Consider the following 22377-nt stretch of genomic DNA (forward strand, 5'->3'; position numbering starts at 1 on the left):
CGCCGGGCCGGTGCGGAGGAGACGAGGAGCACGGTGAGCCTTACCGATTCGCAGGCGGTGGTGTCGGTCGTCGCCGCGCTGGCGATCGTCGCCGGCCTGGCCGGGGTGATCGTGCCGGGGCTGCCGGCACTGCCGCTGTGCTGGGGCGGCGTGCTGGTGTGGACGCTGTTCGGCGACGCCGGGCCGGGCCGCTGGGCGGTGCTGGCCGCCGCCACGGTGATCGCCGCCGGCGGCACCGTGCTCAAGTACCTGTGGCCGGGGCGCAACCTGAAGCGGACCGGCGTGCCCACCACCTCGCTGCTGGCCGGCGGGCTGCTCGGCGTGGTCGGCTTCTTCGTGATCCCGGTGATCGGGCTGCCGATCGGCTTCGTCGGCGGGATCTTCGGCGCGGAACGGCTGCGGCTGGGCGACACCCGGCTGGCCTGGCCGGCCACGGTGCAGGCGCTCAAGGCGGCCGGGTTGTCGATGGTCCTGGAGTTCACCGCCGGCCTGATGATCGCCGCGCTGTGGGTCGCGGGGTTGCTGTTCGTCTAGGGTGCGGCGGCGCGGGGCGTCCGGAGGGTACGGCCGATCGCCGTACATCAGTGAGAGAGAGGTGGACGCCGCGCGCCGCCGCGGACCGGGCGTTGCCGAGCGCCCGGTGCCGGCCCGTCGGGTCGGGCCTGGTCACGCCCACAATGATGCCCCCGGTGGGATCCGGCGACAACGCAATTACCGGCGCGCGTATTGACCACCTTGATCGGCCGGGAGCACACTGCGAGCACTCGCACGAGGATCGCCTCGAGGAGGTGTGCAGTGGCCACGACGCCCGCGCCGACCGCCGAGCAGCCGATGGACGACGACGCCCGACGACTGGCCGAACTCGGCTACAAACAGGAGCTGCGCCGCAAGTGGAGCGGCTTCTCCAACTTCGCGATCTCGTTCTCCATCATCTCGATCCTGGCCGGCTGCTTCACCACGTTCGGCCAGGCGTGGAACAACGGCGGCCCGGTGGCGATCTCCTGGGGCTGGCCGCTGATCTCGCTGTTCATCCTGATCATCGGCTTCTGCCTGGCCGAGCTGGTGTCCGCGTACCCGACCGCGGGCGGGATCTACTGGTGGGCGGCGACCATGGGCCGGCCGGTGCACGGCTGGTTCACCGGCTGGCTCAACCTGATCGGGCTGGTCGCGGTGACCGCGTCGGTCGACTACGGCTGCGCCACGTTCCTCAACCTGACGCTGTCGGCGCTGTTCGACGGCTGGGCCGGCACCGGGCACCAGACGTTCGGGCTGTTCGTGGTGATCCTCGCGCTGCACGGGCTGATCAACATCTACGGGCACCGGATCATCGACGTACTCCAGAACGTCTCGGTCTGGTGGCACGTAGCAGGCGCGGCCGCCGTGGTGCTGATCCTGGTCCTGGTCCCGGACAACCACCAGAGCTTCCAGTTCGTGTTCACCGAGCGGTTCAACAACTCCGGCTTCGGTGACGGCGACACCGGCGGGCTGGCGTTCTGGTTCTACGTGCTGCCGCTGGGCTTCCTGCTCACGCAGTACACGATCACCGGCTTCGACGCCTGCGCGCACGTCTCCGAGGAGACCCGGGGCGCGTCCAAGGCCGCCGCGCAGGGGCTGTGGCGGTCGATCTTCTACTCGGCGGTGGGCGGCTGGATCCTGCTGCTGGCGTTCCTGTTCGCGGCCACCGACGTGGACGCGATCAACGAGGCGGGCGGCTTCTCCGGGGCGATCTTCGAGAGCGCGCTGACGCCGTTCTTCTTCAAGGCCGTCATCATCATCTCCACCATCGGGCAGTTCTTCTGCGGCATGAGCTGCGTGACGTCGATGTCGCGGATGGCGTACGCGTTCAGCCGGGACCGCGCGGTGCCGGGCTGGCGGCTGTGGTCGAAGGTCAACCGCAACGGCACGCCGGTCAACGCCATCATCGGCGCGACGCTCGCCGGGCTGGTGCTCACGCTGCCCGCGCTCTACCAGCGCGGCGGCATCCCGGTCGCGTTCTACGCGGTGGTCTCGGTCGCGGTGATCGGGCTGTACCTGTCCTTCATCATCCCGATCTTCCTGCGGCTGCGGATGGGCGACCGGTTCACCCCGGGCCCGTGGACGCTCGGCCGCCGCTACAAGCTGCTCGGCTGGATCGCGGTGGTCGAGATCGCCGTCATCTCGGTCTACTTCGTGCTGCCGATCGTCCCGGCGGGTGTGCCCGGCAACCCCGACTTCAGCTGGACGGCTGTCAACTACGCGCCGATCGCGATCGGTGGCGTGCTGCTCGGCGTCGCCATCTGGTGGTACGCCTCGGCCCGCAAGTGGTTCACCGGCCCGCGCCGCACCGTCGACCAGCCCGAACCGGAGCCCGAGCCCGCCGAACCGTCGTAGCTGTCGGTGGGGCCTGCCATGATCCGGCGATGGATTCGGAAGCGGTGGTACGCGCGTTGTGGGATCGCATGCAGGCCCGGGACTGGACCGGCGTCGGCGACCTGCTGGCCGACGACGTGGTCGTCGAGTGGCCGGTCAGCGCCGAGCGGATCGTGGGCCGCGACAACTACGTGAAGGTCAACGCCGAGTACCCGGAGGGCTGGTCGATCCGGGTGCTGCGGGTGGTGGCGTCGGGCGACACGGTGGTGTCCGAGGTGGAGGTGCCGCACGAGGAGATGGGCGTGCACCGCGTCGCGTCGTTCTGGACCGTGCGCGACGGGCGGATCGTCGACGGCCGGGAGTACTGGACGAGCCTCGGCGCGGACCCGTCCCCGCAGTGGCGATCCGCCTGGGTCCAGCCGATGTGAGCGCCGGGCCGTCCGGCGACCTTGGCGATGGCTCGTCGGTCAGGTCGCAGGCCCGATCTGCTTGGCCAATGCGAGGAAGGACCGCCACGAAGACGGCGTGACGTGGAGGGTGCCGCCGTCCCGGTCCTTGGAGTCGCGTACCAGCACCACTTCCGTCAGGTTGTCAGCCACCTCGACGCAGTCGGTGTTGCCGCTCCGGGTCGCCTTTCGCCAGGTCGCGCCGCTCAGATCCATGACGTCTCCACCTCTTTCAGAAGCTCGAGAGACTGCCGGCGGGGCAAAGCTTCACTCCGGATCATCTCCCATCTCGACTGAAGCGTAGCCACGTCGGCGTCGCCGTCGATCACGCTCGTGGTGAGCTGGCATTCCATGCTGGCGACCCAGCCACCCTCCGCGCCTCTCGCCAAAGTGAATGGACCGGACAAGCCGATGTGCAGCCCGACCTGTAGTGGAAGCACGTGGATACTGATGTGCGGGCGCTCGGCACAGACGACCAGGTGCTCGATCTGCTGAGCCATCAGGCCGCGGAAGCTCTCTTCGCGGCGGTGCAGCATTCCCTCGTCGAGTACAGCGACGAGCTGGGGCGGAGATGGCTGCCGCAGGACTTCCTGGCGATCCATCCGGGCTGCCACGCGGCTCTCCACGTCGGCGTCGCTGAGTAGGTCGTCACAGCGAATCACCGCTCGGGCGTAGTTCTCCGTCTGGAGCAGGGCTGGAACGAGAGTCGGATGGAAGCACCGGAGCTGGCGAGCGTTGCGTTCCGCATCGAGCCATGGTCTAAGCCAGGACGGCAAGCCCTCGCGTTCGGCCATCTTGAGCAGGGACACCAGCAGGCCGCCGGAGTTCAGCACCTCGTCGGCACGAGCCAGAAAGAGCCGGTCGTACGGACGGCTGCCGGTCTCGACGGCGGACACCATTGACGGGGAGTAGTGGACCAGCCGACCAAACTCCTCCTGATTGAGACCGGCAACGTTCCGTAGTCGGCGGAGCTGCGCACGGATCAACTCTGCTGTCTGTTCCTCCACAGTTCCTCCACAGTCCGTGCGTGAACTTCATTCGATATCTGCCGACGGTGCCGGAACTTCACTGGTGCGCCGTGACCAGGCTCGATGTCTTCCGACCGTAGTGGTGTCCTCACCAGACTGTCGCACAAGCGGATCCGCTCGTCGCAGGCGAGCACGGGCGGATTCCAGCCCGGGGCCGCCCGGTCCCGGGGATGCCGGGCGGCCCCCTCCATTGGCGAGGAGGCCGATGTGCGTGTCCGATGGTTCCGGTGCCGTACCCGGGAGCTGCCCACCCTGCCGAAGCGCGACCCCGGCAGCAACCTGCCGGCGTGGATGCGCGAGCCGACCCGGCCGTTCCCCACGGTTCGCCCGGGCAGCCCGGGGCGTCTGACGCCGGCGCAGGAGTGGCGGGCGAACGGGGGCCGTTGGTGACGGCCCTGGTCGGTGTGCTCAGCGCCATCGGTCACATCGGGTACGAGCCGGACTGGGTATGCGAGCGCTGCCGGGAGCCGTGGCCGTGTCCCACCCTGCGTCGCATTCCCCGCGACCAGCTCGAACCGGCGGCGCTCATCCGGATGATGGCGTTCCTGGTCCGTGGGGCGATCCGGGATCTGCGCGGTCGCGTCGAAGGACCGGAGCCACCCGAGATCGTCCGGCGGTTCTTCTGGTTCCTTCCGCTCAGCGACGACGAGGCGCGTGCGATCGCCCGAAGGCTGCGGTGATGGGCCGTCGCGTGGTTCCGCACCTGCCAATGCGCCCGCTCTGGCGGTGCCGCAGCTGCGGTGCGGAGTGGCCCTGCCAACCGGCCCGTCTGTCGCTGCTCGTCGAGTACCGGGAGGACCGCACCGCGCTGCTGCTCTATCTCGGCGGCCTGATGGCCGAGGCACGGGAACAACTCGCCCGCTTGAATCCCCACCACGCGCCGGACCTGCACCGCCGTTTCCTGGCCTGGGCGCGGGTTCGTGACTGACGCGGGGTGGGCTGTGCGCGTACTCAAGGGGTCAGATCGTGGGGCGGCGGTGGGTGAGCGGGAAGCGGAGGATGCGGTCGTCGCCGGCCGCCGGGGTGCCGCGGCCGTCGCGGTTGCTGGTCGCCACCCACAGCGCGCCGTCCGGCGCCACCTCGACGGTACGCAGGCGGCCGTAGGTGCCGGCCAGCTCCGCCACCGGTACGCCCACGCGGCCGGCGGAATCGACGGGCACCGCCCAGAGCCGGGCGCCCCGCAGCGCGGCGACGTAGAGCGTGCCCCTGGTGAACGCGGCGCCGCTCGGGGACGCCTGCGCGGGCGGCCAGACGACGACCGGGTCACGGAACCGGGGGTCACCGGCGACGCCCTCGACGAGCGGCCAGCCGTAGTTGCCGCCGGGCACGATCCGGTTCACCTCGTCCCAGGTGCTCTGCCCGAACTCGGTGGCGAACAGCCGCCCCTGCCGGTCCCAGGCGAGGCCCTGCACGTTGCGGTGGCCGTAGCTGTAGACCAGCGAGCCGGGGAACGGGTTGCCGGCCGGCACGCCGCCGTCCGGGCGGATCCGCAGGATCTTGCCGTTGCGGCTGGTCAGGTCCTGCGCGCGGGCGGCAACCCCGGCGTCGCCGATCCCGGCGTAGAGCATGCCGTCGGGGCCGAACGCGATCCGGCCGCCGTCGTGCACGGCGCTGCGGGCGATGCCGCTCACCAGCACCTGCGGCGCCCGGGACGAGCCGAGTCGGAACCGGACGATCCGGATGTCGGTCGCGGTGGTGTAGGCGGCGTAGACCCACCGGTCCCGGCGGTACCCGGGGGAGACCGCGAGCCCGAGCAGGCCCGCCTCGCCGCCCGCGGCCACGTCGGCGATCCGGGCCACCTGCCGGGCCGGGCGTCCCGGGCGTACGCGCAGGATCGTCCCCCGGTCCCGCTGCGCGACCAGGGCGCTGCCGTCGGGCAGGAAGTCAAGCCCCCACGGCGCCTCCAGCCCGGTCGTGACGACGCGGGGGCGGGTCAGGTCGTAGCCGGACCAGCCGGCACGTCCGTCGAAGCCGCGCAGGTCGAGCACGACCGGGCGCTGCTGCGCGCCCGCGGGGACCGGCCGGTCCGGGCCGTCCGCGGGTCGCTCGCCGGTGGGCCGGTCGCCCGCGTGGGCGTCGGTCACGGCGAGCACGATGGCGAGGACGGCGGCGACGACGGCGACGGTACGACGACGCATGTGTGCTCCTCGGTTTCGCCACCGGCCCCGCCGGGGCATTGACGGTGATCCGGTTTGCCAGTAGACCTTGGTGATGGAGGCCCCTGATGAAGCAAACGCCGCTCTCGCTGGAACAGTTGCGGGTCGCCGTCACCGAGGGTGAGATCGACACGGTGGTGCTCGCCCTCACCGACATGCAGGGCCGACTGCAGGGCAAGCGGTTCCACGCGCCCTACTTCCTCGACCAGGTGGTCACGCACGGCAGCGAGGGCTGCAACTACCTGCTCGCCGTGGACGTCGACATGAACACCGTCGACGGATACGCGATGTCGAGCTGGGAACGCGGCTACGGCGACTTCGCCATGCGCCCCGACCTGGACACGCTGCGCCGGACGCCCTGGCAGCCCGGGTCCGCGCTGCTGCTGGCCGACCTGGAGTGGCTGGACGGCTCCGGCCCGGTGGTCGCCTCGCCCCGGCAGATCCTGCGTAGGCAGCTCGACCGGCTGGCCCAGCACGGGCTGACCGCGTACGCCGGCACCGAGTTGGAGTTCGTGCTCTACCGCGACTCGTACGAGGAGGCGTGGCAGCGCGGCTACCGCGACCTGACCCCGGCCAACCAGTACAACGTGGACTACTCGCTGCTCGGCACCGCCCGGGTCGAGCCGCTGCTGCGCCGCATCCGCACCGAGATGGCCGGCGCGGGGCTCACCCCGGAGAGCGCGAAGGGCGAGTGCAACCTCGGCCAGCACGAGATCGCCTTCCGGTACGACGAGGCGGTGCGCTGCGCCGACCACCACGTCATCTACAAGAACGGCGCGAAGGAGATCGCCGCCCAGGAGGGCATGGCGATCACGTTCATGGCGAAGCCGAACGAGCGGGAGGGCAACTCCTGCCACATCCACTTCTCCCTGCGCGACGCCTCCGGCTCGTCGACGATGCTGGGTGACGGGCCGGCGCACCTGAGCGTCACCGGGCAGCGGGTGCTGGCCGGGCTGCTCGCCACCATGCGCGAGTTCAGCCTGTTCTTCGCGCCGAACATCAACTCCTACAAGCGCTACCAGCCCGGCTCGTTCGCGCCGACCGCGTTGCGCTGGGGCACCGACAACCGCACCTGTGCGCTGCGGCTGGTCGGGCACGGGCAGGGGATGCGGGTGGAGAACCGGGTGCCGGGGGCCGACGTCAACCCCTACCTCGCGATCGCCGCGCTGGTGGCCGGGGCGGTGCACGGCATCGAGAACGAGCTGGAGCTGGCGGACGAGTGCACCGGCAACGCGTACGACGACCCGGACGCCGAGCGGGTGCCCACCACGCTGCGCGACGCGTTGGAGCTGTGGCAGCGCTCGGAGGTGGCCCGGGCGGCGTTCGGCGACGAGGTGGCGGCCCACTACGCCAACCAGGCGAAGGTCGAGCTGACCGCCTTCGACGCCGCGGTGACCGACTGGGAGCTGACCCGTGGCTTCGAACGCCTCTGACCCCGCCCCCGCGCCCGCTGTCGACGTCGATCTTGCACTTGCGGCCCCCGGTGCGGGCGTTATGCGGCATTCGCCGGGGCAGCAACCGCAAGATCGACGAGGTGAGGGGAGGGGGACGCGTGGGTGAGGTGATCTCGCCGGTCGACGGGGCGGGGATCGGGGTCGTTCCGGGGTGCTCCGTCGCGGACGTGGATGCGGCTGTCTCGCGGGCTTCCGCGGCGTTCGAGACGTGGCGGAACGTGGCGCCGGGGGATCGGGGGCGGCTGCTGCGGCGGTTCGCCGCCCAGGTCGACGCGCACCTGGAGGAGCTGGCCCAGCTGGAGGTGCGCAACGCCGGGCACACCGTCGGCAACGCGCGCTGGGAGGCGGGCAACGTCCGCGACGTGCTCGACTACTACGCGGGCGCGCCGGAACGGCTGACCGGGCACCAGATCCCGGTGCCCGGCGGGCTCGACGTCACGTTCCACGAGCCGCTGGGCGTGGTCGGTGTGATCGTGCCGTGGAACTTCCCGATGCCGATCGCCGGCTGGGGATTCGCCCCGGCGCTCGCCGCCGGCAACACGGTGGTGCTCAAGCCCGCCGAGCTGACCCCGCTGACCGCGCTGCGCCTGGCCGAACTGGCCCGCGACGCCGGCCTGCCCGACGGCGTGTTCACCGTGCTGCCCGGCCGGGGCAGCGTGGTCGGCGAACGGTTCGTCACCCACCCGGCCGTCCGCAAGATCTGCTTCACCGGCTCGACCGAGGTCGGCACCCGGATCATGGCCGGCTGCGCGGCCCAGGTGAAGCGGGTGACGCTGGAGCTGGGCGGCAAGTCCGCCAACATCGTCTTCGCCGACGCGGACCTGGAGAAGGCGGCGGCCACCGCGCCGTACGCGGTCTTCGACAACGCCGGCCAGGACTGCTGCGCCCGCTCCCGGATCCTGGTCCAGCGCCAGGTGTACGACAGGTTCCTGGAACTGCTCGAACCGGCCGTGCGGGCGTTCCGGGTGGAGGACCCGGCCCGGGAGAGCGCCGAGATGGGCCCGCTGATCTCCGCCGCGCACCGGGACCGGGTCGCCGGCTACGTCGACGGCGCGGACGTCGCCTTCACCGGCTCCTGCCCCGAGGGCCCCGGCTTCTGGTACGCCCCGACCGTGCTGCTCGCCGGCTCCCCGGCGGACCGGCACTGGCGGGAGGAGGTCTTCGGCCCGGTCGTCTCGGTGCTGCCGTTCGACGACGAGGCGGACGCGATCCGGCTCGCCAACGACACCGAGTACGGGCTCTCCGGCTCGATCTGGACCCGGGACGTCGGGCGCGCGGTGCGGGTGGCCCGCGCGGTCGAGTCCGGCAACCTCAGCGTCAACTCGCACTCCTCGGTGCGCTACTGGACCCCGTTCGGCGGGATGAAGCGCTCCGGCCTGGGCCGGGAGCTGGGCCCGGACGCGCTGCACGCCTTCACCGACGTCAAGAACGTGTTCATCGGCACCGAGGAGTGATCACAGTGCAGGGACGGCTTTCCGACCGGGTGGCAGTGGTGACCGGCGCGGGCAGCGGCATCGGGCTGGCCACCGTACGCCGCTTCGCCGCCGAGGGCGCGCGGGTGGTGTGCGTGGACATCGACGCCGACGCCGGCACCCGGGCCGCGCAGGAGGTGGACGGCGAGTTCGTCGCCGCCGACGTGGCCGACGAGACGGCCGTCCGCGACCTGTTCGACGGGGTGGTGCAGCGGCACGGACGGGTGGACGTGTCGTTCCACAACGCCGGCATCTCGCCGCCGGACGACGACTCCATCCTGGAGACCGGCCTGGACGCCTGGGAGCGGGTGCTGCGGGTCAACACCACGAGCGTCTACCTGTGCTGCAAGTACGTCATCCCGCACATGCGCCGGCAGGGCAAGGGCTCGATCATCAACACCGCGTCGTTCGTGGCGCTGATGGGCGCGGCCACGTCGCAGATCGCGTACACGGCGAGCAAGGGCGGGGTGCTGGCGATGACCCGGGAGCTGGGCGTGCAGTTCGCCCGCGAGGGCATCCGGGTCAACGCGCTGTGCCCCGGGCCGGTGGCCACGCCGCTGCTGCTGGAGCTGTTCGCCAAGGACCCCGAGCGGGCCGCCCGGCGGCTGGTGCACGTGCCGATGGGCCGGTTCGGCGACCCCGCCGAGATCGCCGCCGCGGTGGCGTTCCTCGCCAGCGACGACGCCTCGTTCATGACCGCCGCGCAGTTCGTCGTCGACGGCGGCATCACCGGCGCCTACGTCACCCCACTATGAGGCCGGTCATCGGCATCACCGCGTACGTCGAGCCGGCCGGCTGGGCGGTGTGGCGGGAGGTGCCGGCGACGCTCGTGCCGCACGCGTACGTCCGGTCGGTCACCGCGGCGGGCGGCCGGGCCGTGGTGCTTCCTCCCGACGACGCCGACGCCGACGTGCTGGGGCTGCTGGACGGGCTGCTGCTGGCCGGCGGCGCGGACGTCGGCCCGGAGCGGTACGGCGAGCCGCCGGACCCGCGTACCGAGAGCCGGCCGGAGCGCGACGCCGGGGAGGTGACGCTGCTGACCGCCGCGCTCGCCGCCGACCTGCCGGTGCTGGGCGTGTGCCGGGGGATGCAGTTGCTCGCGGTGGCGTACGGCGGCGTGCTGCACCAGCACCTGCCGGACGTGGTCGGGCACGACGGGCACCGCCCCGCGCCGGGCGTGTACGGGTCGCACCCGGTGCGCTTCGCCCCGGACAGCCTGACCGGGCGGGTCATGGCCGGGGTGGACCGGGTCAACTCGTACCACCATCAGGCGGTGGCCGACCCCGGCGGCCTGGCGGTCACCGGCTGGGCCGACGACGGGGTGATCGAGGCGGTGGAGGACCCGGCGCGGCGCTTCGTGCTCGGGGTGCAGTGGCATCCGGAGAACGAGGCCGACCCGCGGCCGGTGGCCGCGCTGGTCCGGGCCGCGATGTCGGCCAGATCACACACCCGCGTTTCGTAGGTGGGGGAAAGGCCGAATCGGCGGTCCCGCCGACCCGGCGAGGACCGCCCGAGTCGCCCCGGACCGTCTGTTACGCCAGGATGAGTCGGAGGTAACCAGCGTCGAACGGTGCGGGTGCGTTACGTTGCTCGTCCGTCGGGGTAGTACGCGGGGACGGTCGGCGGAGAATCGCCGGCCGTCGTGATCATGGCCGGAGCGGGAGGCTGCATGGGCTCGGCCCTGGGGGGCGGGGACGACGGTCGTTCGTCCCCGGCGGCCGGCGAGGCGTCCCTACCGCCACTGCTCGCCGCGGCGTTCGCCGCCGGTGGCGAGATGGGCGAGCGGCTGCGCGGGTTCGACTGGTCGACCACCGCCCTCGGCAGCCCGGACCGCTGGCCCACCGCGCTCTGCCACGCCCTGAGCACCATGCTGTCGTCCCGCGCCCAGATGGTCGTGTTCTGGGGCGAGGAGCACCTGGCCTTCTACAACGACGCCTACCGGCCGACCATCGGCGACAAGCACCCGGCCGTGATCGGACAGCCCGCCCGGCGGCACTGGGCGGAGACCTGGGACGTGCTCGGCCCGCTGCTGGACGGAGTGCGTCGCACCGGCGTGCCGTACCGGGGCGAGAACCATCCGTTCGTGCTCGATCGCCACGGTTTCCTGGAGGACGTCTACTTCGACGTCTCGTACGACCCGATCCGCAGCGCCGACGGCACCATCGGCGGTCTGTTCTGCTTCGTCAACGAGACCACCGGCCGGGTGCTCGGCGAGCGCCGACTGCGCGCCCTCGCCGAGCTGGGCAACGAGCTGGGCGACGTGCCGGGCCTGCTCGAACTGGGCCGGGCCGTCACCCGCGTGCTCGACGCCCACCGCGCCGACGTGCCGTTCAGCGCGCTGTGGTTCCAGGGTGAGGGCGGGTCACTGGTGCCGGCCGGTTGCGCCGGGGTGGATCCGGCCACCGTCGCCGGCCCGCCGCCCGGCCTGCCCGAGGGCGAGCCGTTCACCGAGCCGCGCTGGATCGCCACCGCCGACCTGCCGGGCGCGGTGCCGCCGGACGCCGCCGACCAGGCGCTCCTTCTGCCGCTGACCGCCACCAACGAGCCGGCGGGCGTGCTGCTGCTGGGGGTGTCGCGCCGGCTGCCGTTCACCGACGACTACCGCGACTTCGTCGACCTGGTCGCCGCGCAGGTGTCCCGGGCCGTGGGCAAGCAGCGGGCGTACGAGCAGGAACGCGCCCGCGCCGCCGAGCTGGCCGCGCTGGACCGCGCCAAGACCAGCTTCTTCGCCAACGTCAGCCACGAGTTCCGTACCCCGCTGACGCTGGTCCTCGGGCCGCTGGAGGAACTGCTCGCCGACCGGGAGCTGCCCGAGCGGTACCTCGACCGGTTGACCGTCATGCACCGCAACGGGCTGCGCCTGCTCAAGCTGGTCAACACGGTGCTCGACTTCTCCCGGCTGGAGTCCGGCCGGCTGGCCGCCCGCTACCAGCCCACCGACCTGTCCGACTACACCTCCCGCCTGGCCAGCACGTTCCGCTCGGCCACCGAGCGGGCCGGGCTGCGCCTGGTGGTGGACTGCCCGCCGCTGCCCGCGCCGGTCTACGTCGACCGGGACATGTGGGAGAAGATCGTCCTCAACCTGGTGTCGAACGCGGTGAAGTTCACCTTCGACGGCGAGATCCGGGTCCGGACGCGTGCCGCCGACGGGGCCGCCGTGCTGGAGGTCACCGACACCGGCGTCGGCATCGCGCCGGAGGAACTGCCGCAGGTCTTCGAGCGGTTCCACCGGGTGGCCGGCGCCCGCTCCCGTACCCACGAGGGCACCGGCATCGGGCTCGCCCTGGTCCGCGAGCTGGTCGAGATGCACGGCGGCACGGTGACCGCGCACAGCGTCGTCGACCGGGGCACCACCTTCACCGTGACCATGCCCTTCGGGTACGCGCACCTGCCCGCCGACCGGGTGTCCGCCCTCTCCCCGGTGCCGCTGGGTGAGCCGGCGCAGGCCCGCCTGTACGTCGCCGAGACGGCGCTCTGGACCGACGAGGTGGCCCGGCCCGCCGGGCTGCCCGAGCCGAACGGCGCGACCGGCGGCGCGGGCCGGATCCTGTTCGCCGACGACAACCCCGACCTGCGCGAGCACGTCGTGCGGCTGCTCTCCCCGGCGTACGAGGTGGTGGCCGTGCCGGACGGCGCGGAGGCGCTGCGGCTGGCCGTCCAGACCCCGTTCGACCTGGTGCTGACCGACGTGATGATGCCCCGGCTGGACGGATTCGGGCTGGTCACCGCGTTGCGTTCCGACCCGGCCACCCGGCATGTGCCGATCGTGCTGCTCTCCGCGCGGGCCGGCGCCGCCGAGGAGGTCGCCGGTCTGTCCACCGGCGCCGACGACTACCTGACCAAGCCCTTCTCCAGCCAGGAGCTGGTGGCCCGGGTCCGGGCCAACGTCGAACTGGGCCAGTTGCGCGGGCAGATCATCCGCCGCCTGCGGGCACTCGCCGACGCCGCCGTGGAGATCAACACCGCCCGGTCCACCGCCGACGTGGTCCGGGTGGCCGCCCGGCACGCGCTGCGCCTGGCCGAGGCCGGACGCGTCCGGGTCACCGCCACCGGGGCCCGCCACGAGGAGGACGCCGGCGGCGACCTGCCCGCCGAGCCGACAGTGGTGCTGCCGCTCACCGGCACGTCCGGCGAGCAGCTCGGCGAGTTGCGGGTGTGGCGCCGGGAGGGCGGCGGCACCGAGGAGGCGGCGCTCACCGAACTGGCCCGGCTGGTCGGCGTACGGCTGGAGAACGCCCAGATCTACGAGGCCGAGCACCACATCGCCACCACGCTCCAGCACAGCCTGCTGCCGCGTACGCTGCCGCAGTTGCCCGGCGCGGTGGTGGCCAGCCGCTACCTGCCCGGCAGCGCCGACGTGGAGGTCGGCGGCGACTGGTACGACGTGATGGCCACCGCCGACGACGACCTGGTGCTGATCATCGGCGACGTGGTCGGCAAGGGCGTGCGGGCCGCCGCGGCGATGGGCCAGCTCCGCAACGCGCTGCGGGCGTACGTCCTGGAGGGCTACGACCCGGGCGAGGCGCTGACCCGGCTCAACCGGCTGGTCCACTCCGCCGGCAGCGGCTCCTTCGCCACAGTGGTCTGCCTCGGCTTCTCCCCGCGCACCGGCCGCATCCGGTACGCCAGCGCGGGCCATCCCGCACCCCTGCTGATCCGAGGAGACGACGTGGCGTTCCTGCACGATCGGGCCCTCGGACCGCCGATCGGGGCCATTCCCGGCGCCGTCTACCCGGCCGCCGAGGGGGAACTCGCCCCGGGCAGCCGGCTCCTGCTCTACACCGACGGCCTGATCGAGGACCGGTCCGCGGGCATCGACGCAGGGCTGGGCCAGTTGCGGGCGGACGCGACGGCGCGCGCCGGGCACGTGGCGGACCTCGTCGACGCCGTCATGGCCCGGGTGGCCGGGCGGTCCCGGCACGACGACGTGGCGGTGCTCGCGCTGGAGGCGGCCGAGCTGAACCGGTTCGCGCTGCGCCTGCCCGCCGACCCGACCCGGCTCAGCGTGCTGCGCAAGCGGCTGGAGGACTTCCTCGTCGCCCACCACGTCGGCGAGACCGACCTGTTCGACCTGACCGTGGCGGTCTCCGAGGCGGCGGCGAACGCGATCGAGCACCCGGTCGACCCGGTGGACCCGACGATCGAGGTCGAGGTGACCATCGCCGACCGTACGGTCACCGCGACCATCCGGGACAGTGGGCGCTGGCGGGAGTCGAGCGGGTCGACCTTCCGGGGGCGCGGGCTGGCGCTGATCCAGGCGCTGGGCGAGATGAACGTGACCCGCACCGAGGCGGGCACCGAGCTGACGCTGCGCCGCCGCCTGGCCGACTAGGGGCGCCTACCGGTCACAGCGGTGACGGGTCGTCGCGCAGCCGGCTGTAGAGCCACCCGTCACGCCAGGCGCCGGCCCGGAACTCGCAGGACCGCAGGATCCCCTCCAACTGGAAACCGGCTTTCTCCAGCGACCGCTGCTCGGCGGCGTTCTCCGGATGAGTGCCGGCCTGGATGCGCTGCGCCGGGGTGTGACTGAACAGGTAGTCGCAGAGCAGCGCCTGGGCCCGCCAGCCGAGACCGCGGCCGCGCCACTCGGGCAGCAGCACGATGCCGATCTCCCAGTACGGTGCCCGCCCACCGCTCTCGCGCTGCAGGTAACTGAGGAAGCCCACCGGTACGTCCGGGGGCTCGACCTGGACGATCAGGCCGCCGACCTTCTCGCCGAGATAGCCGTCCTCGGCGAAGCGGCGGGCCGGCGCGGCGGCGTCCTGGAAGCCGGCCCAGTCCAGCCCGACCAGGCCGGGTTCGACGGCGAACCGGCGCAGCATCGCAAGGTCGTCCTCGGTCACCGGGCGCAGTCGTACGGTCGAGCCGGGTGCCTCGTGCACGACGCCGGCCATCGACGGATGGAAGCTGTCCATCCTCTGCACCGTAGCGACGGGCCGGGCCGCTCGCTGTCCCTTGTCAACGGCGTTCACGCCGGGGGGAGCTGCCCGCCCGTCGCCGACTAGTCGGCCAGCCAGTCCTGGTCGCCGAGGCCGGAGATGTCCAGCACGCGCCGGACCTGCGGGGACGGCAGCACGGTCAACGCGTCCGGGTACCGCTGGGCGAGCCGGACCACCGCGTGGATGGCGGCCGAGTCGAAGAAGGTGACCGCCCGCAGGTCGAGCGCCAGCCGCTTGGCGGGCTCGCGGAGCGCGGTCTGGAACATGGTGTCGGCGGTCGCCATGTCGACCTCGCCGGTCACCTGGACGCGCAGTTGGTCGCCGTCGACCTGGGCGGTCACGGAGAAGACGGGCGCCGCGCCCCCTTGATCCACGGAGCAACAATGGCACAGCGTTTGCGGCACGGCAACAACCTCCCCGGCGGGCCTGTGGCGGGGGGCACAGCGGCCCCGGCGATAGGCTTGGACCATGACCGTCCGTGCGCCGCTGACCCCCGGCACGCTCTCCCCGTGGCGAGCGGTTCCCGCCCACATCCCGCGCCCGGAGTACGTGGGTAAGAAGCGCCCGCAGGAGTGGCGCGGCTCGCACGTGCAGACGCCGGAGACCATCGAGAAGATGCGCGTGGCGGGGCGTCTCGCCGCCCAGGCCACCCAGCTCGCCGGTGAGCACTGCAAGCCCGGGGTGACCACCGACGAGATCGACAGGGTCGTGCACGAGTTCCTCTGCGACCACGGCGCCTACCCGTCGACGCTCGGCTACCGGGGCTTCCCCAAGTCGTGCTGCACCAGCCTCAACGAGGTGATCTGCCACGGCATCCCCGACACCACCGTGCTCCAGGACGGCGACATCATCAACGTCGACGTCACCGCGTACCTGAACGGCGTGCACGGCGACACCGACGCCACGTTCTGCGTGGGCGAGGTGAGCGAGGAGGCCCGCCTGCTGGTCGAGCGGACCCACACGGCGATGATGCGCGGCATCAAGGCGATCGCCCCGGGGCGGCAGATCAACGTCATCGGCCGGGTGATCGAGTCGTACGCCAAGCGCTTCGGCTACGGCGTGGTCCGCGACTTCACCGGGCACGGCATCGGTGAGGCGTTCCACAGTGGCCTCTACGTGCCGCACTACGACAGCCCGCGCCCCACCGACGTGATGGAACCGGGGATGACGTTCACCGTCGAGCCGATGATCACGCTCGGCACCTACCAGTACGACATGTGGGACGACGGCTGGACCGTGGTCACCAAGGACCGCCGGTGGACGGCCCAGTTCGAGCACACCATCGTCGTGACCGACGACGGCTACGAGATCCTGACGCTGCCGTGACCGACACCCCCGCGGCACTGCGCGAGGCGCACCACGCGGACGTCTCCGGCGGATGGCTGCGTCCGGCGGTCTTCGGCGCGATGGACGGCCTGGTCACCAACATCGCGCTGATCGCCGGTGTGGGCGGCGGCGGGGTGTCCCCGCGCAGCGTGGTGCTGACCGGCACGGCCGGCCTGGTGGCCGGCGCCATCTCGATGGGCCTCGGCGAGTACACGAGCGTCCGGTCAGCGAACGAGCAGGTCGCCGCCGAGGTGGCCAAGGAGCGGCGCGAGCTGGAACGCCACCCGGAGGCCGAGGCCCGGGAACTGGCCGACGCGTGGGTCGCCCGTGGACTGCCCCGGGACCTGGCGACACAGGTCGCCGAGGCGGTACGCGCCAACCCCGAGGAGGCGCTGCGCGTGCACGTACGGGAGGAACTGGGCGTCGACCCCGACGACCAGCCCAGCCCGTGGGCCGCCGCGATCTCGTCGTTCATCTGTTTCTCGATCGGCGCGCTGGTGCCGCTGCTGCCGTACCTGCTCGGCTTCACCAGCCTCTGGCTGGCGCTCGCCGTCGGCGGCGTGGGGCTGTTCGTGGCCGGTGCGGTCGTGGCCCGGTTCACCAACCGCGCCTGGTGGCGCAGCGGCCTGCGGCAGTTGCTGCTCGGCGCGCTGGCGGCCGGCGCCACCTACCTGATCGGCGCGCTGATCGGCGTCGGCGGCGGCATCGGCTGACGGTAAACCGTCCGCGACCGCCAGCCGTCGGCGAGCCGCCAGCCGTCCGCAGGTCGTCAGCCGGACAGCAGGTCGTCGATGGTGCCGTCGACCGGGCGGCCCCGGGCAGCCAGCTCCTCGGCCTGGCGGGTCAGCGCCGCGCCCACCTCGGTCATGTCCGCCCCGGCCAGCCCGGTACGCCGCACCGCGTCCCCCGGGTCGCGGAAGTAGGTGCGGCTGAACAGCCCCTGCACGGTTGCGGCGGCCAGCCGTGCCTCGCCGAGCATGAGCAGCGCCTGGTCCGTCTCGTACCACTCGGCCAGCCGCAGCGCCCGGGCGTGCGCCGCGCTGCCCCGGTACCACGCCTGCCGCGCCGCGCTCGTGAACTCCGCCGGCCGGGCCCGTGCCAGCCGCGCCAGGTGCTCGTCGCGCAGCTTCCGCAGCCAGCCGGTCGGATCGTGCAGGGCGCGCGTGGTGACGTACCGGTCCGCGGCCAGCGGCCAGCGGGACGTGATCGTCGTCGCCCGGCGCAGGTAGTCGTCCGCCCCGGCCACCGTGAGGTCGACGAGCACACCGTCCACCCGCCGGGTGGCGGGCGGCGGCCCGGCGCCCGGCCGGTAGGTGACGACAAGCAGGCCGACCTCGCGGTCCCCGCCGCCGTCGTCGTCGCCGTGCGCGAGCGGACCGTGTACGGCGACCGCCAGCACGTCGGCCGGGAACCGCCGCAGGACGGCGTCACCGACCCGCTCGGCCACCTGCCACCGTGGATCGTCCAGACGCCGCTCGGCGTCTCGTTCGCCGGCCAAGGCCACCGCCAATCCGCAACGTCGTCAGTTCCAGTTGTACGACTCGTACGAGCTGTACGCTTCAGGTATGACCGAGCCTGCTGCCGAGCTTCCGATCTCCGACGCTCGCGAGAATCTCGCGGACGTCGTCTCACGTGCTCACTACGCCGGCCGCATCACCTACGTCACTCGTCGTGGGCAGCGGCTGGCTGCCATTGTCCCGGCGGACCTCGCCGAGGCGATCGAACGCGCCGAGGACGCGATCGACGTCGAGGCCGCCCGGGCCGCCCTGGCCCGTCTGGATGCGGGCGAGGCGCCCATCTCCCTCACCGACCTACGCAAAGAGCTGGGCCTGTGAGCGGGCAGACGCCACCCGGATACACCGTCAAGATCGAGCGCGCAGCCGCCAAGCTCCTCCGTAAGCTCGACCGTCCGGTGCAGGCTCGCCTCATCGACGCGATCGCCGCTCTCGCCGCCGAACCTCGGCCTGCCGGCGTCAAGGCGCTCGTCGGGCATCCGGGCCTCCTGCGCATTCGTGTCGGCTCCTACCGCGTGGTGTACACCGTCCGCGACGAGGAACTGATCGTTCTGGTGGTGCAGCTCGGCCACCGCAGCGACGTCTACGACGCGCTCTGACCGTGCGTGGCGAGGGCGCTCAGGTGGCCGGGTTGCCGTTCGGGACCAGGCGGAACACGCGGATCTCGCGGCCACCGGCGCGCTCGACGTACGTGCGGTACGCGGGCCACTCCTGCACCAGCCGCTGGAACAGCCGTTCCCGTTCCTCGCCCGTGACCTGCTCCGCGGTGACCGGGATCCGGCGTCCCTTGACGTCCACCTCGGCACCCGGGTGGGCCATCAGGTTGAACGTCCAGGACGGCTGGTGCTGCTGCCCCCAGTTCGAGCCGATCACCACGTAGGCGTCGCCGTCGGGGACGTACACCAGGGGGTTGCTGCGGGGCTTGCCGGAGCGGCGGCCGGTGGAGGTGAGCACCAGCGTGGGCACGAGCCCGAAGGCGACCACGCGGCCCTTCGTCATCCGCCCGACCAGCCGGTCGGCCGGGACGAGCAGGCGCATGGTGGCGCCGAACCAACGCTGGTGACCTAGGCGGCGGGTGAGGGTTCCCAGGGCTGACATCCGACAAGTGTGCCGCCCACACCGCGCCCCGTCACCCCCTCGGACGGTCAGTCCGCCCCAAGGTCGACTCCATTTCCCCGAAGTGGTGGCATCCACCTCACCGGGATGCCGCCACTCCGGCGAAGTGGTGTGGATCATGGACGGTGGGGTGGGTGGGTGGGGCGGGTGGGGCGGGTGGGGGTCAGTCGAGCCGGCGTTCGATCGGCAGGCGGGAACGGGTGAACAGGGCCGCGCCGCCCATTGCCACCAGCGGCACCACGACCAGCGCGGCGAGCGTCACGCCGGGCACCGTCACCGGGTACGGCGCCTGCACCGGCCAGGCTTCCGCGTACCGCTGGTTGAGCGCGGCCAGGACGACCACGGCTGAGCCGAGCCCGGCGACGATGCCCAGCGCCGAGCCGAGCACCGCGATGACCCCGGCCTGGCAGAGGGACAGCAGGCGGCGTACCCGGGGATCGGCGCCGACCGCGGCGAGCGTGGACAGGTCCCGGCGGCCCTCGGCCGCGGCGAGGCCGGTGGCGACCGCGGCGGCGCCCAGCGTGATCAACCCGGAGGCGACTGCGAGCAGGATCAGCATCGGGCGCTGGTCCGACGGCGGGTCGGCGGTCGCCACCTGCGCGGACATGGGCCCGACGTCGAACAGCTCGTCGGTCAGCATCTCGACCTGCCGATCGGTGGGCGAGCCGGTGGTGTCCAGCAGGTAGCCCAACGGCACGGCGGACAGGCCGAGCGCGTCGGCGGCGGCGGGGGAGAGCACCAGCCGGTCGACCGTGAGACCGCCGCGCAGCGCGTACCCGGGCAGGAGACGCCCGGTGGGCGGGCCGCCGGAGTTGTAGTTGACCTCCACCCGGACCTGCCCGTCCGTCACCCGCCGGGGGTCGGTGACCACCACGCCGCCGGCGGCGAGCGTCCGGCGTGCGGCGGCCAGCTCGTCGGCGGGCGCTCCGGTGAGCGCGGCCAGCGCGCCGCCGTCGTCCACGAGCGCCGGCAGGTAGACGTCGACCGGCTCCTGGAAGGGGCTCACGCAGCGCGGATCGCGCCGGGCCGAGTCGGGGATCACCGGGTCGGAGGAGGTGTACGGGCAGCGCTGCTCGGGCGGAACGACCGCGTACGCGGCGCAGTCGTCCTTCTCCCGGACGCCGCCGGAGCAGCCGGGGACCGCGACGGGCGCCACAGCGGCGTCGGGCAGGACGGTGCGGGCCCGGGTGGCGACGACCTCGGCCGACGGCGGGTCCGCCGGGGTCTCACCGGAGTAGGTGACCAGCACGTTCCCCGGCGGGAGGCCGGGTTGCCAGAGCTCCCGCGACCGGGTCTCGTCGCTCGCCACGTAGACGCCGATCGCGACGCTTCCGGCGACCGCCGCCATCACCGCCGAGATGGCGGGCGCGGCCGACGACCGGTTGCGGCTGGCGTCGCGCAACGCGAGCCGGGGGGTGAGCGGCAGCAGCCGGCCGGCCCGGCCCAGGACGCCGACGAGCGTCGGGGTGCAGAACACCAGCCCCAGCTCGCCCAGGGCGACGCCGGCCAGCACACCGGTCTGCGAGGTGCGGCCGGCGGCGAACGCGGCGATCGCGGTCCCGGCGACGGTGAGCGCCACCCCGATCAGCAGCCAGCGGCGGCGGGGCCGGCTCGCGTCGCGCCGGCCGGCCAGGCCGGTCGCCACGTCCTGCCGGGCCGCCGTCCAGGCCGGCGCCATCGCCGCGAGCACCCCGGCCAGCACCGCCGTCGCGGCGATCGCCACCAGTGCGCTCGGGAAGACCCGGTACGCCCCGAGGCGCTCCCCGAGCAGGTACTGCTCGACGATCGGCCGGCCGGCGAACGCCGCGCCGATGCCGAGCAGCAGGCCGAGGGCGGCCCCGCCGGCGCCGAGCACCACCCCGTCGGCGAGCACGATCCGGCGCAGGTGGGCGGCGTCGCCACCGGCCACCGCGACGAGTGCGAGATCCCGCCGCCGGCGGCGGACGCTCACCGCGAAGGCCGGGCCGACCAGCAGCACCACCTCCAGCAGGCCCAGCCCGCCGACCACGCCGATGACGCCGGCCTCGTCGGCGTCCGGTACGCGCATGCCGCGGGTGAACTCCTCCCGCCCGGGCAGCGGGTCACGGACGACGACCTGGATTCCCTGCGCGTTCAGCCGGTCGGCGAGCCCTGGGTCGAGCGGGCCGGGCAGGTCCACCAGCCAGGTGTCGCTGCCGACTGCGGTCTCCGGGGTCACCCCGGCCAGCGTGACCACGTCCCGGAGGTTGTCCGGGTACTCCACCACCCCGACCACCCGGTACGTGGCGCCGTCGATGGTGCGGACCGGGTCGCCGATGCGGGTGTCGAGCCGGCGCAGCGCCGCCGGGCTGACCGCGATCTCGTCCGGGCGTACCGGCGGGCGGCCGTCGAGGACCTCGGCCAGCGGCCGGGTGAGCGGGTCGGTCAGGTCCAGGGCGCGCGCGTCGACCGACTCGACGTGCCGGCCGACCCGCGTCGAGAACGTCATCCACCAGCGCGTGCGGGCGACCCGGCTGCCCTCGGGCAGCAGCGCGCGCACCTCCTCGGCGGTCGCCGGACGGGTCCGGCCGACCCATTCGCCCTGGACCGGCCAGGCCGACTCGCCCCAGGCGTCCTGCGTCACCGGCGTCAGGCTGTCCCAGCGCAGGGCGACGTCGGCGCCGCCGAGCTGGCGCTCGATGCGCTCGGCGCGGGTCAGATCACCCATGTCGTAGCTGACCGCGGCGAAGCTGAGGCCGAGCACCGGCAGCGCGATCATCACCAGCACCAGCAGCGTGCGCCGCCGGGACCGCCGGGCCTCCCGGCGGGCGATCCGCAGCGCGGTCCGCCACGAACCGCGTACGGCGGCGAGGCGGCCGCCGGTCACCGGCTGCTGCCGCTGAGCAGGTGGTCGACGCCGATCAGCGGGGCGGTCGAGTCGACCATCACCCCGTCGCGCAGGAAGACCACGCGGTCCGCCCAGCCGGCGTGCCGGGCCTCGTGGGTGACCAGCACCCCTGCCGCCCCGGCGTCCACCCGGCGGCGCAGCAGGTGCAGCACCGCCTCGCCGGTCTGCGAGTCCAGCGCGCCGGTCGGCTCGTCGGCGAGGACCAAGCGGCGTTCGCCGACGAGGGCCCGGGCGATCGCCACCCGCTGCTGCTGGCCTCCCGACATCTGGTCCGGGAAGCGGTCGGCCAGGTCCTCCAGGTCGACCTCGCGCAGCGCGGCCAGCGCCGACTGGCGGGCCGCCCGTACGCCGGTGCCGTCCAGTTCCAGCGGGAGCGCCACGTTCTCCACGGCGGTCAGGCTGCCGAGCAGGTTCAGGTCCTGGAAGACGTACCCGATCCGGCGGCGGCGCAGCCGGGCCAGCTCGCGGGCGGACAGCCCGACCAGCGCCTCACCCTCGACCACCACCTGGCCGCCGGTGGGCCGGTCGAGGCCACCGGCGAGCGCCAGCAGCGTGGACTTGCCGGACCCGGAGGGGCCCATCACCGCCACCAGCTCACCGGCCCGCACGGTCAGGCTCACGCCGCGCAGCGCGTGCACGGCGGCCTCGCCGGCGCCGTGGGTCCGGCGTACGTCCCGCAGCTCCAGCACCCCGTCGATCGGGTCCATCAGC

The 22377-nt window shown here is 73.1% G+C and carries 24 protein-coding genes; 15 read left to right on the forward strand and 9 right to left on the reverse strand.

Features of this window, described 5'->3' with window-relative positions:
- Positions 1-33 precede the first annotated feature (33 nt).
- The 3 genes from ACN27D_RS23220 to ACN27D_RS23230 all read left to right on the forward strand — a co-directional run bounded on the left by ACN27D_RS23220 (position 34) and on the right by ACN27D_RS23230 (position 2777).
- Positions 34-534: a DUF456 domain-containing protein gene (locus ACN27D_RS23220; RefSeq protein ID WP_120571132.1), complete on the forward strand. Its 501-nt coding sequence runs from the start codon at positions 34-36 to the stop codon at positions 532-534.
- 261 nt (positions 535-795) lie between these two features.
- Positions 796-2370 (forward strand): amino acid permease, encoded by a 1575-nt coding sequence (locus ACN27D_RS23225; RefSeq protein WP_350814202.1) that lies wholly within the window; start codon positions 796-798, stop codon positions 2368-2370.
- A gap of 29 nt (positions 2371-2399) precedes the next feature.
- Positions 2400-2777 carry a nuclear transport factor 2 family protein gene (locus ACN27D_RS23230; RefSeq protein ID WP_421499984.1) on the forward strand — a complete coding sequence of 126 codons (378 nt, stop codon included), beginning with the start codon at positions 2400-2402 and terminating at the stop codon, positions 2775-2777.
- Between the two features lie 39 nt (positions 2778-2816).
- Here ACN27D_RS23230 and ACN27D_RS23235 read toward each other — a convergent pair whose 3' ends face one another.
- Together ACN27D_RS23235 and ACN27D_RS23240 are read right to left on the reverse strand one after the other, a co-directional pair.
- A complete protein-coding gene (locus tag ACN27D_RS23235; RefSeq protein WP_421499985.1) occupies positions 2817-3011 on the reverse strand; it encodes a DUF397 domain-containing protein in 195 nt (64 codons plus the stop codon).
- Entirely contained in the window at positions 3002-3802 is an 801-nt protein-coding gene (locus tag ACN27D_RS23240) for a helix-turn-helix domain-containing protein (RefSeq protein ID WP_421499986.1), read from the reverse strand. The genes ACN27D_RS23235 and ACN27D_RS23240 overlap by 10 nt, the downstream gene beginning before the upstream one ends.
- 228 nt (positions 3803-4030) lie before the next feature.
- On the opposite strand from ACN27D_RS23240, the gene ACN27D_RS23245 reads away from it, so the two are divergent.
- The 3 genes from ACN27D_RS23245 to ACN27D_RS23255 are packed head-to-tail and all read left to right on the forward strand — an operon-like array spanning position 4031 to position 4751.
- On the forward strand, positions 4031-4213 hold the full coding sequence (locus ACN27D_RS23245) for a hypothetical protein (RefSeq protein ID WP_421499987.1): 183 nt from the start codon (positions 4031-4033) through the stop codon (positions 4211-4213).
- Positions 4210-4503 (forward strand): hypothetical protein, encoded by a 294-nt coding sequence (locus ACN27D_RS23250; protein ID WP_421499988.1) that lies wholly within the window; start codon positions 4210-4212, stop codon positions 4501-4503. The genes ACN27D_RS23245 and ACN27D_RS23250 overlap by 4 nt, the downstream gene beginning before the upstream one ends.
- A complete protein-coding gene (locus tag ACN27D_RS23255) occupies positions 4503-4751 on the forward strand; it encodes a flavin reductase (protein ID WP_421499989.1) in 249 nt (82 codons plus the stop codon). The genes ACN27D_RS23250 and ACN27D_RS23255 overlap by 1 nt, the downstream gene beginning before the upstream one ends.
- A 31-nt stretch (positions 4752-4782) precedes the next feature.
- Here ACN27D_RS23255 and ACN27D_RS23260 read toward each other — a convergent pair whose 3' ends face one another.
- Entirely contained in the window at positions 4783-5961 is a 1179-nt protein-coding gene (locus ACN27D_RS23260) for a PQQ-dependent sugar dehydrogenase (RefSeq protein ID WP_421499990.1), read from the reverse strand.
- A gap of 86 nt (positions 5962-6047) precedes the next feature.
- On the opposite strand from ACN27D_RS23260, the gene ACN27D_RS23265 reads away from it, so the two are divergent.
- The 5 genes from ACN27D_RS23265 (at position 6048) to ACN27D_RS23285 (ending at position 14237) form a co-directional block, all read left to right on the forward strand.
- Positions 6048-7412, forward strand: coding sequence for a glutamine synthetase family protein (locus tag ACN27D_RS23265; RefSeq protein ID WP_421499991.1), 1365 nt, complete (start codon positions 6048-6050; stop codon positions 7410-7412).
- A gap of 128 nt (positions 7413-7540) precedes the next feature.
- Positions 7541-8887 (forward strand): aldehyde dehydrogenase family protein, encoded by a 1347-nt coding sequence (locus ACN27D_RS23270; protein ID WP_421501188.1) that lies wholly within the window; start codon positions 7541-7543, stop codon positions 8885-8887.
- Between the two features lie 5 nt (positions 8888-8892).
- Positions 8893-9660 carry a 3-oxoacyl-ACP reductase gene (locus ACN27D_RS23275; protein WP_252453926.1) on the forward strand — a complete coding sequence of 256 codons (768 nt, stop codon included), beginning with the start codon at positions 8893-8895 and terminating at the stop codon, positions 9658-9660.
- On the forward strand, positions 9657-10367 hold the full coding sequence (locus ACN27D_RS23280) for a gamma-glutamyl-gamma-aminobutyrate hydrolase family protein (RefSeq protein ID WP_421499992.1): 711 nt from the start codon (positions 9657-9659) through the stop codon (positions 10365-10367). The genes ACN27D_RS23275 and ACN27D_RS23280 overlap by 4 nt, the downstream gene beginning before the upstream one ends.
- Positions 10368-10574: 207 nt before the next feature.
- The gene (locus ACN27D_RS23285; RefSeq protein WP_358170247.1) at positions 10575-14237 is read left to right on the forward strand and encodes a SpoIIE family protein phosphatase; all 3663 of its coding nucleotides are present in this window, start codon (positions 10575-10577) and stop codon (positions 14235-14237) included.
- A gap of 13 nt (positions 14238-14250) precedes the next feature.
- Here the strand turns inward: ACN27D_RS23285 and ACN27D_RS23290 are convergent, their stop codons facing one another.
- On the reverse strand, positions 14251-14820 hold the full coding sequence (locus ACN27D_RS23290) for a GNAT family N-acetyltransferase (RefSeq protein ID WP_252453931.1): 570 nt from the start codon (positions 14818-14820) through the stop codon (positions 14251-14253).
- Between the two features lie 86 nt (positions 14821-14906).
- Positions 14907-15218 carry an STAS domain-containing protein gene (locus ACN27D_RS23295; RefSeq protein WP_244933058.1) on the reverse strand — a complete coding sequence of 104 codons (312 nt, stop codon included), beginning with the start codon at positions 15216-15218 and terminating at the stop codon, positions 14907-14909.
- A gap of 94 nt (positions 15219-15312) precedes the next feature.
- On the opposite strand from ACN27D_RS23295, the gene map reads away from it, so the two are divergent.
- Positions 15313-16170: a type I methionyl aminopeptidase gene (map, locus tag ACN27D_RS23300; RefSeq protein WP_030269849.1), complete on the forward strand. Its 858-nt coding sequence runs from the start codon at positions 15313-15315 to the stop codon at positions 16168-16170.
- Complete coding sequence (locus tag ACN27D_RS23305; RefSeq protein ID WP_120571123.1) at positions 16167-16883, forward strand: VIT1/CCC1 transporter family protein; 717 nt, start codon at positions 16167-16169, stop codon at positions 16881-16883. Before map ends, ACN27D_RS23305 begins: the two co-directional genes overlap by 4 nt.
- 56 nt (positions 16884-16939) lie before the next feature.
- Here ACN27D_RS23305 and ACN27D_RS23310 read toward each other — a convergent pair whose 3' ends face one another.
- Positions 16940-17668 carry a nucleotidyltransferase domain-containing protein gene (locus ACN27D_RS23310; protein WP_121685891.1) on the reverse strand — a complete coding sequence of 243 codons (729 nt, stop codon included), beginning with the start codon at positions 17666-17668 and terminating at the stop codon, positions 16940-16942.
- A gap of 67 nt (positions 17669-17735) precedes the next feature.
- Here ACN27D_RS23310 and ACN27D_RS23315 point away from each other — a divergent pair, with 67 nt between their 5' ends.
- Positions 17736-18005: a type II toxin-antitoxin system prevent-host-death family antitoxin gene (locus tag ACN27D_RS23315; protein WP_121685890.1), complete on the forward strand. Its 270-nt coding sequence runs from the start codon at positions 17736-17738 to the stop codon at positions 18003-18005.
- Positions 18002-18283, forward strand: coding sequence for a type II toxin-antitoxin system RelE family toxin (locus tag ACN27D_RS23320; protein ID WP_233586152.1), 282 nt, complete (start codon positions 18002-18004; stop codon positions 18281-18283). The genes ACN27D_RS23315 and ACN27D_RS23320 overlap by 4 nt, the downstream gene beginning before the upstream one ends.
- 19 nt (positions 18284-18302) lie before the next feature.
- Here the strand turns inward: ACN27D_RS23320 and ACN27D_RS23325 are convergent, their stop codons facing one another.
- The 3 genes from ACN27D_RS23325 to ACN27D_RS23335 form a co-directional block, all read right to left on the reverse strand.
- On the reverse strand, positions 18303-18782 hold the full coding sequence (locus ACN27D_RS23325) for a nitroreductase family deazaflavin-dependent oxidoreductase (protein WP_121685884.1): 480 nt from the start codon (positions 18780-18782) through the stop codon (positions 18303-18305).
- A 181-nt stretch (positions 18783-18963) separates the two neighbouring features.
- Positions 18964-21645: an ABC transporter permease gene (locus tag ACN27D_RS23330; RefSeq protein ID WP_357897581.1), complete on the reverse strand. Its 2682-nt coding sequence runs from the start codon at positions 21643-21645 to the stop codon at positions 18964-18966.
- On the reverse strand, positions 21642-22373 hold the full coding sequence (locus ACN27D_RS23335) for an ABC transporter ATP-binding protein (protein WP_121685882.1): 732 nt from the start codon (positions 22371-22373) through the stop codon (positions 21642-21644). The genes ACN27D_RS23330 and ACN27D_RS23335 overlap by 4 nt, the downstream gene beginning before the upstream one ends.
- Positions 22374-22377 lie beyond the last annotated feature (4 nt).

It is taken from the genome of Micromonospora sp. WMMD1274 (assembly GCF_049179035.1).
GTDB lineage: Bacteria > Actinomycetota > Actinomycetes > Mycobacteriales > Micromonosporaceae > Micromonospora > Micromonospora tulbaghiae.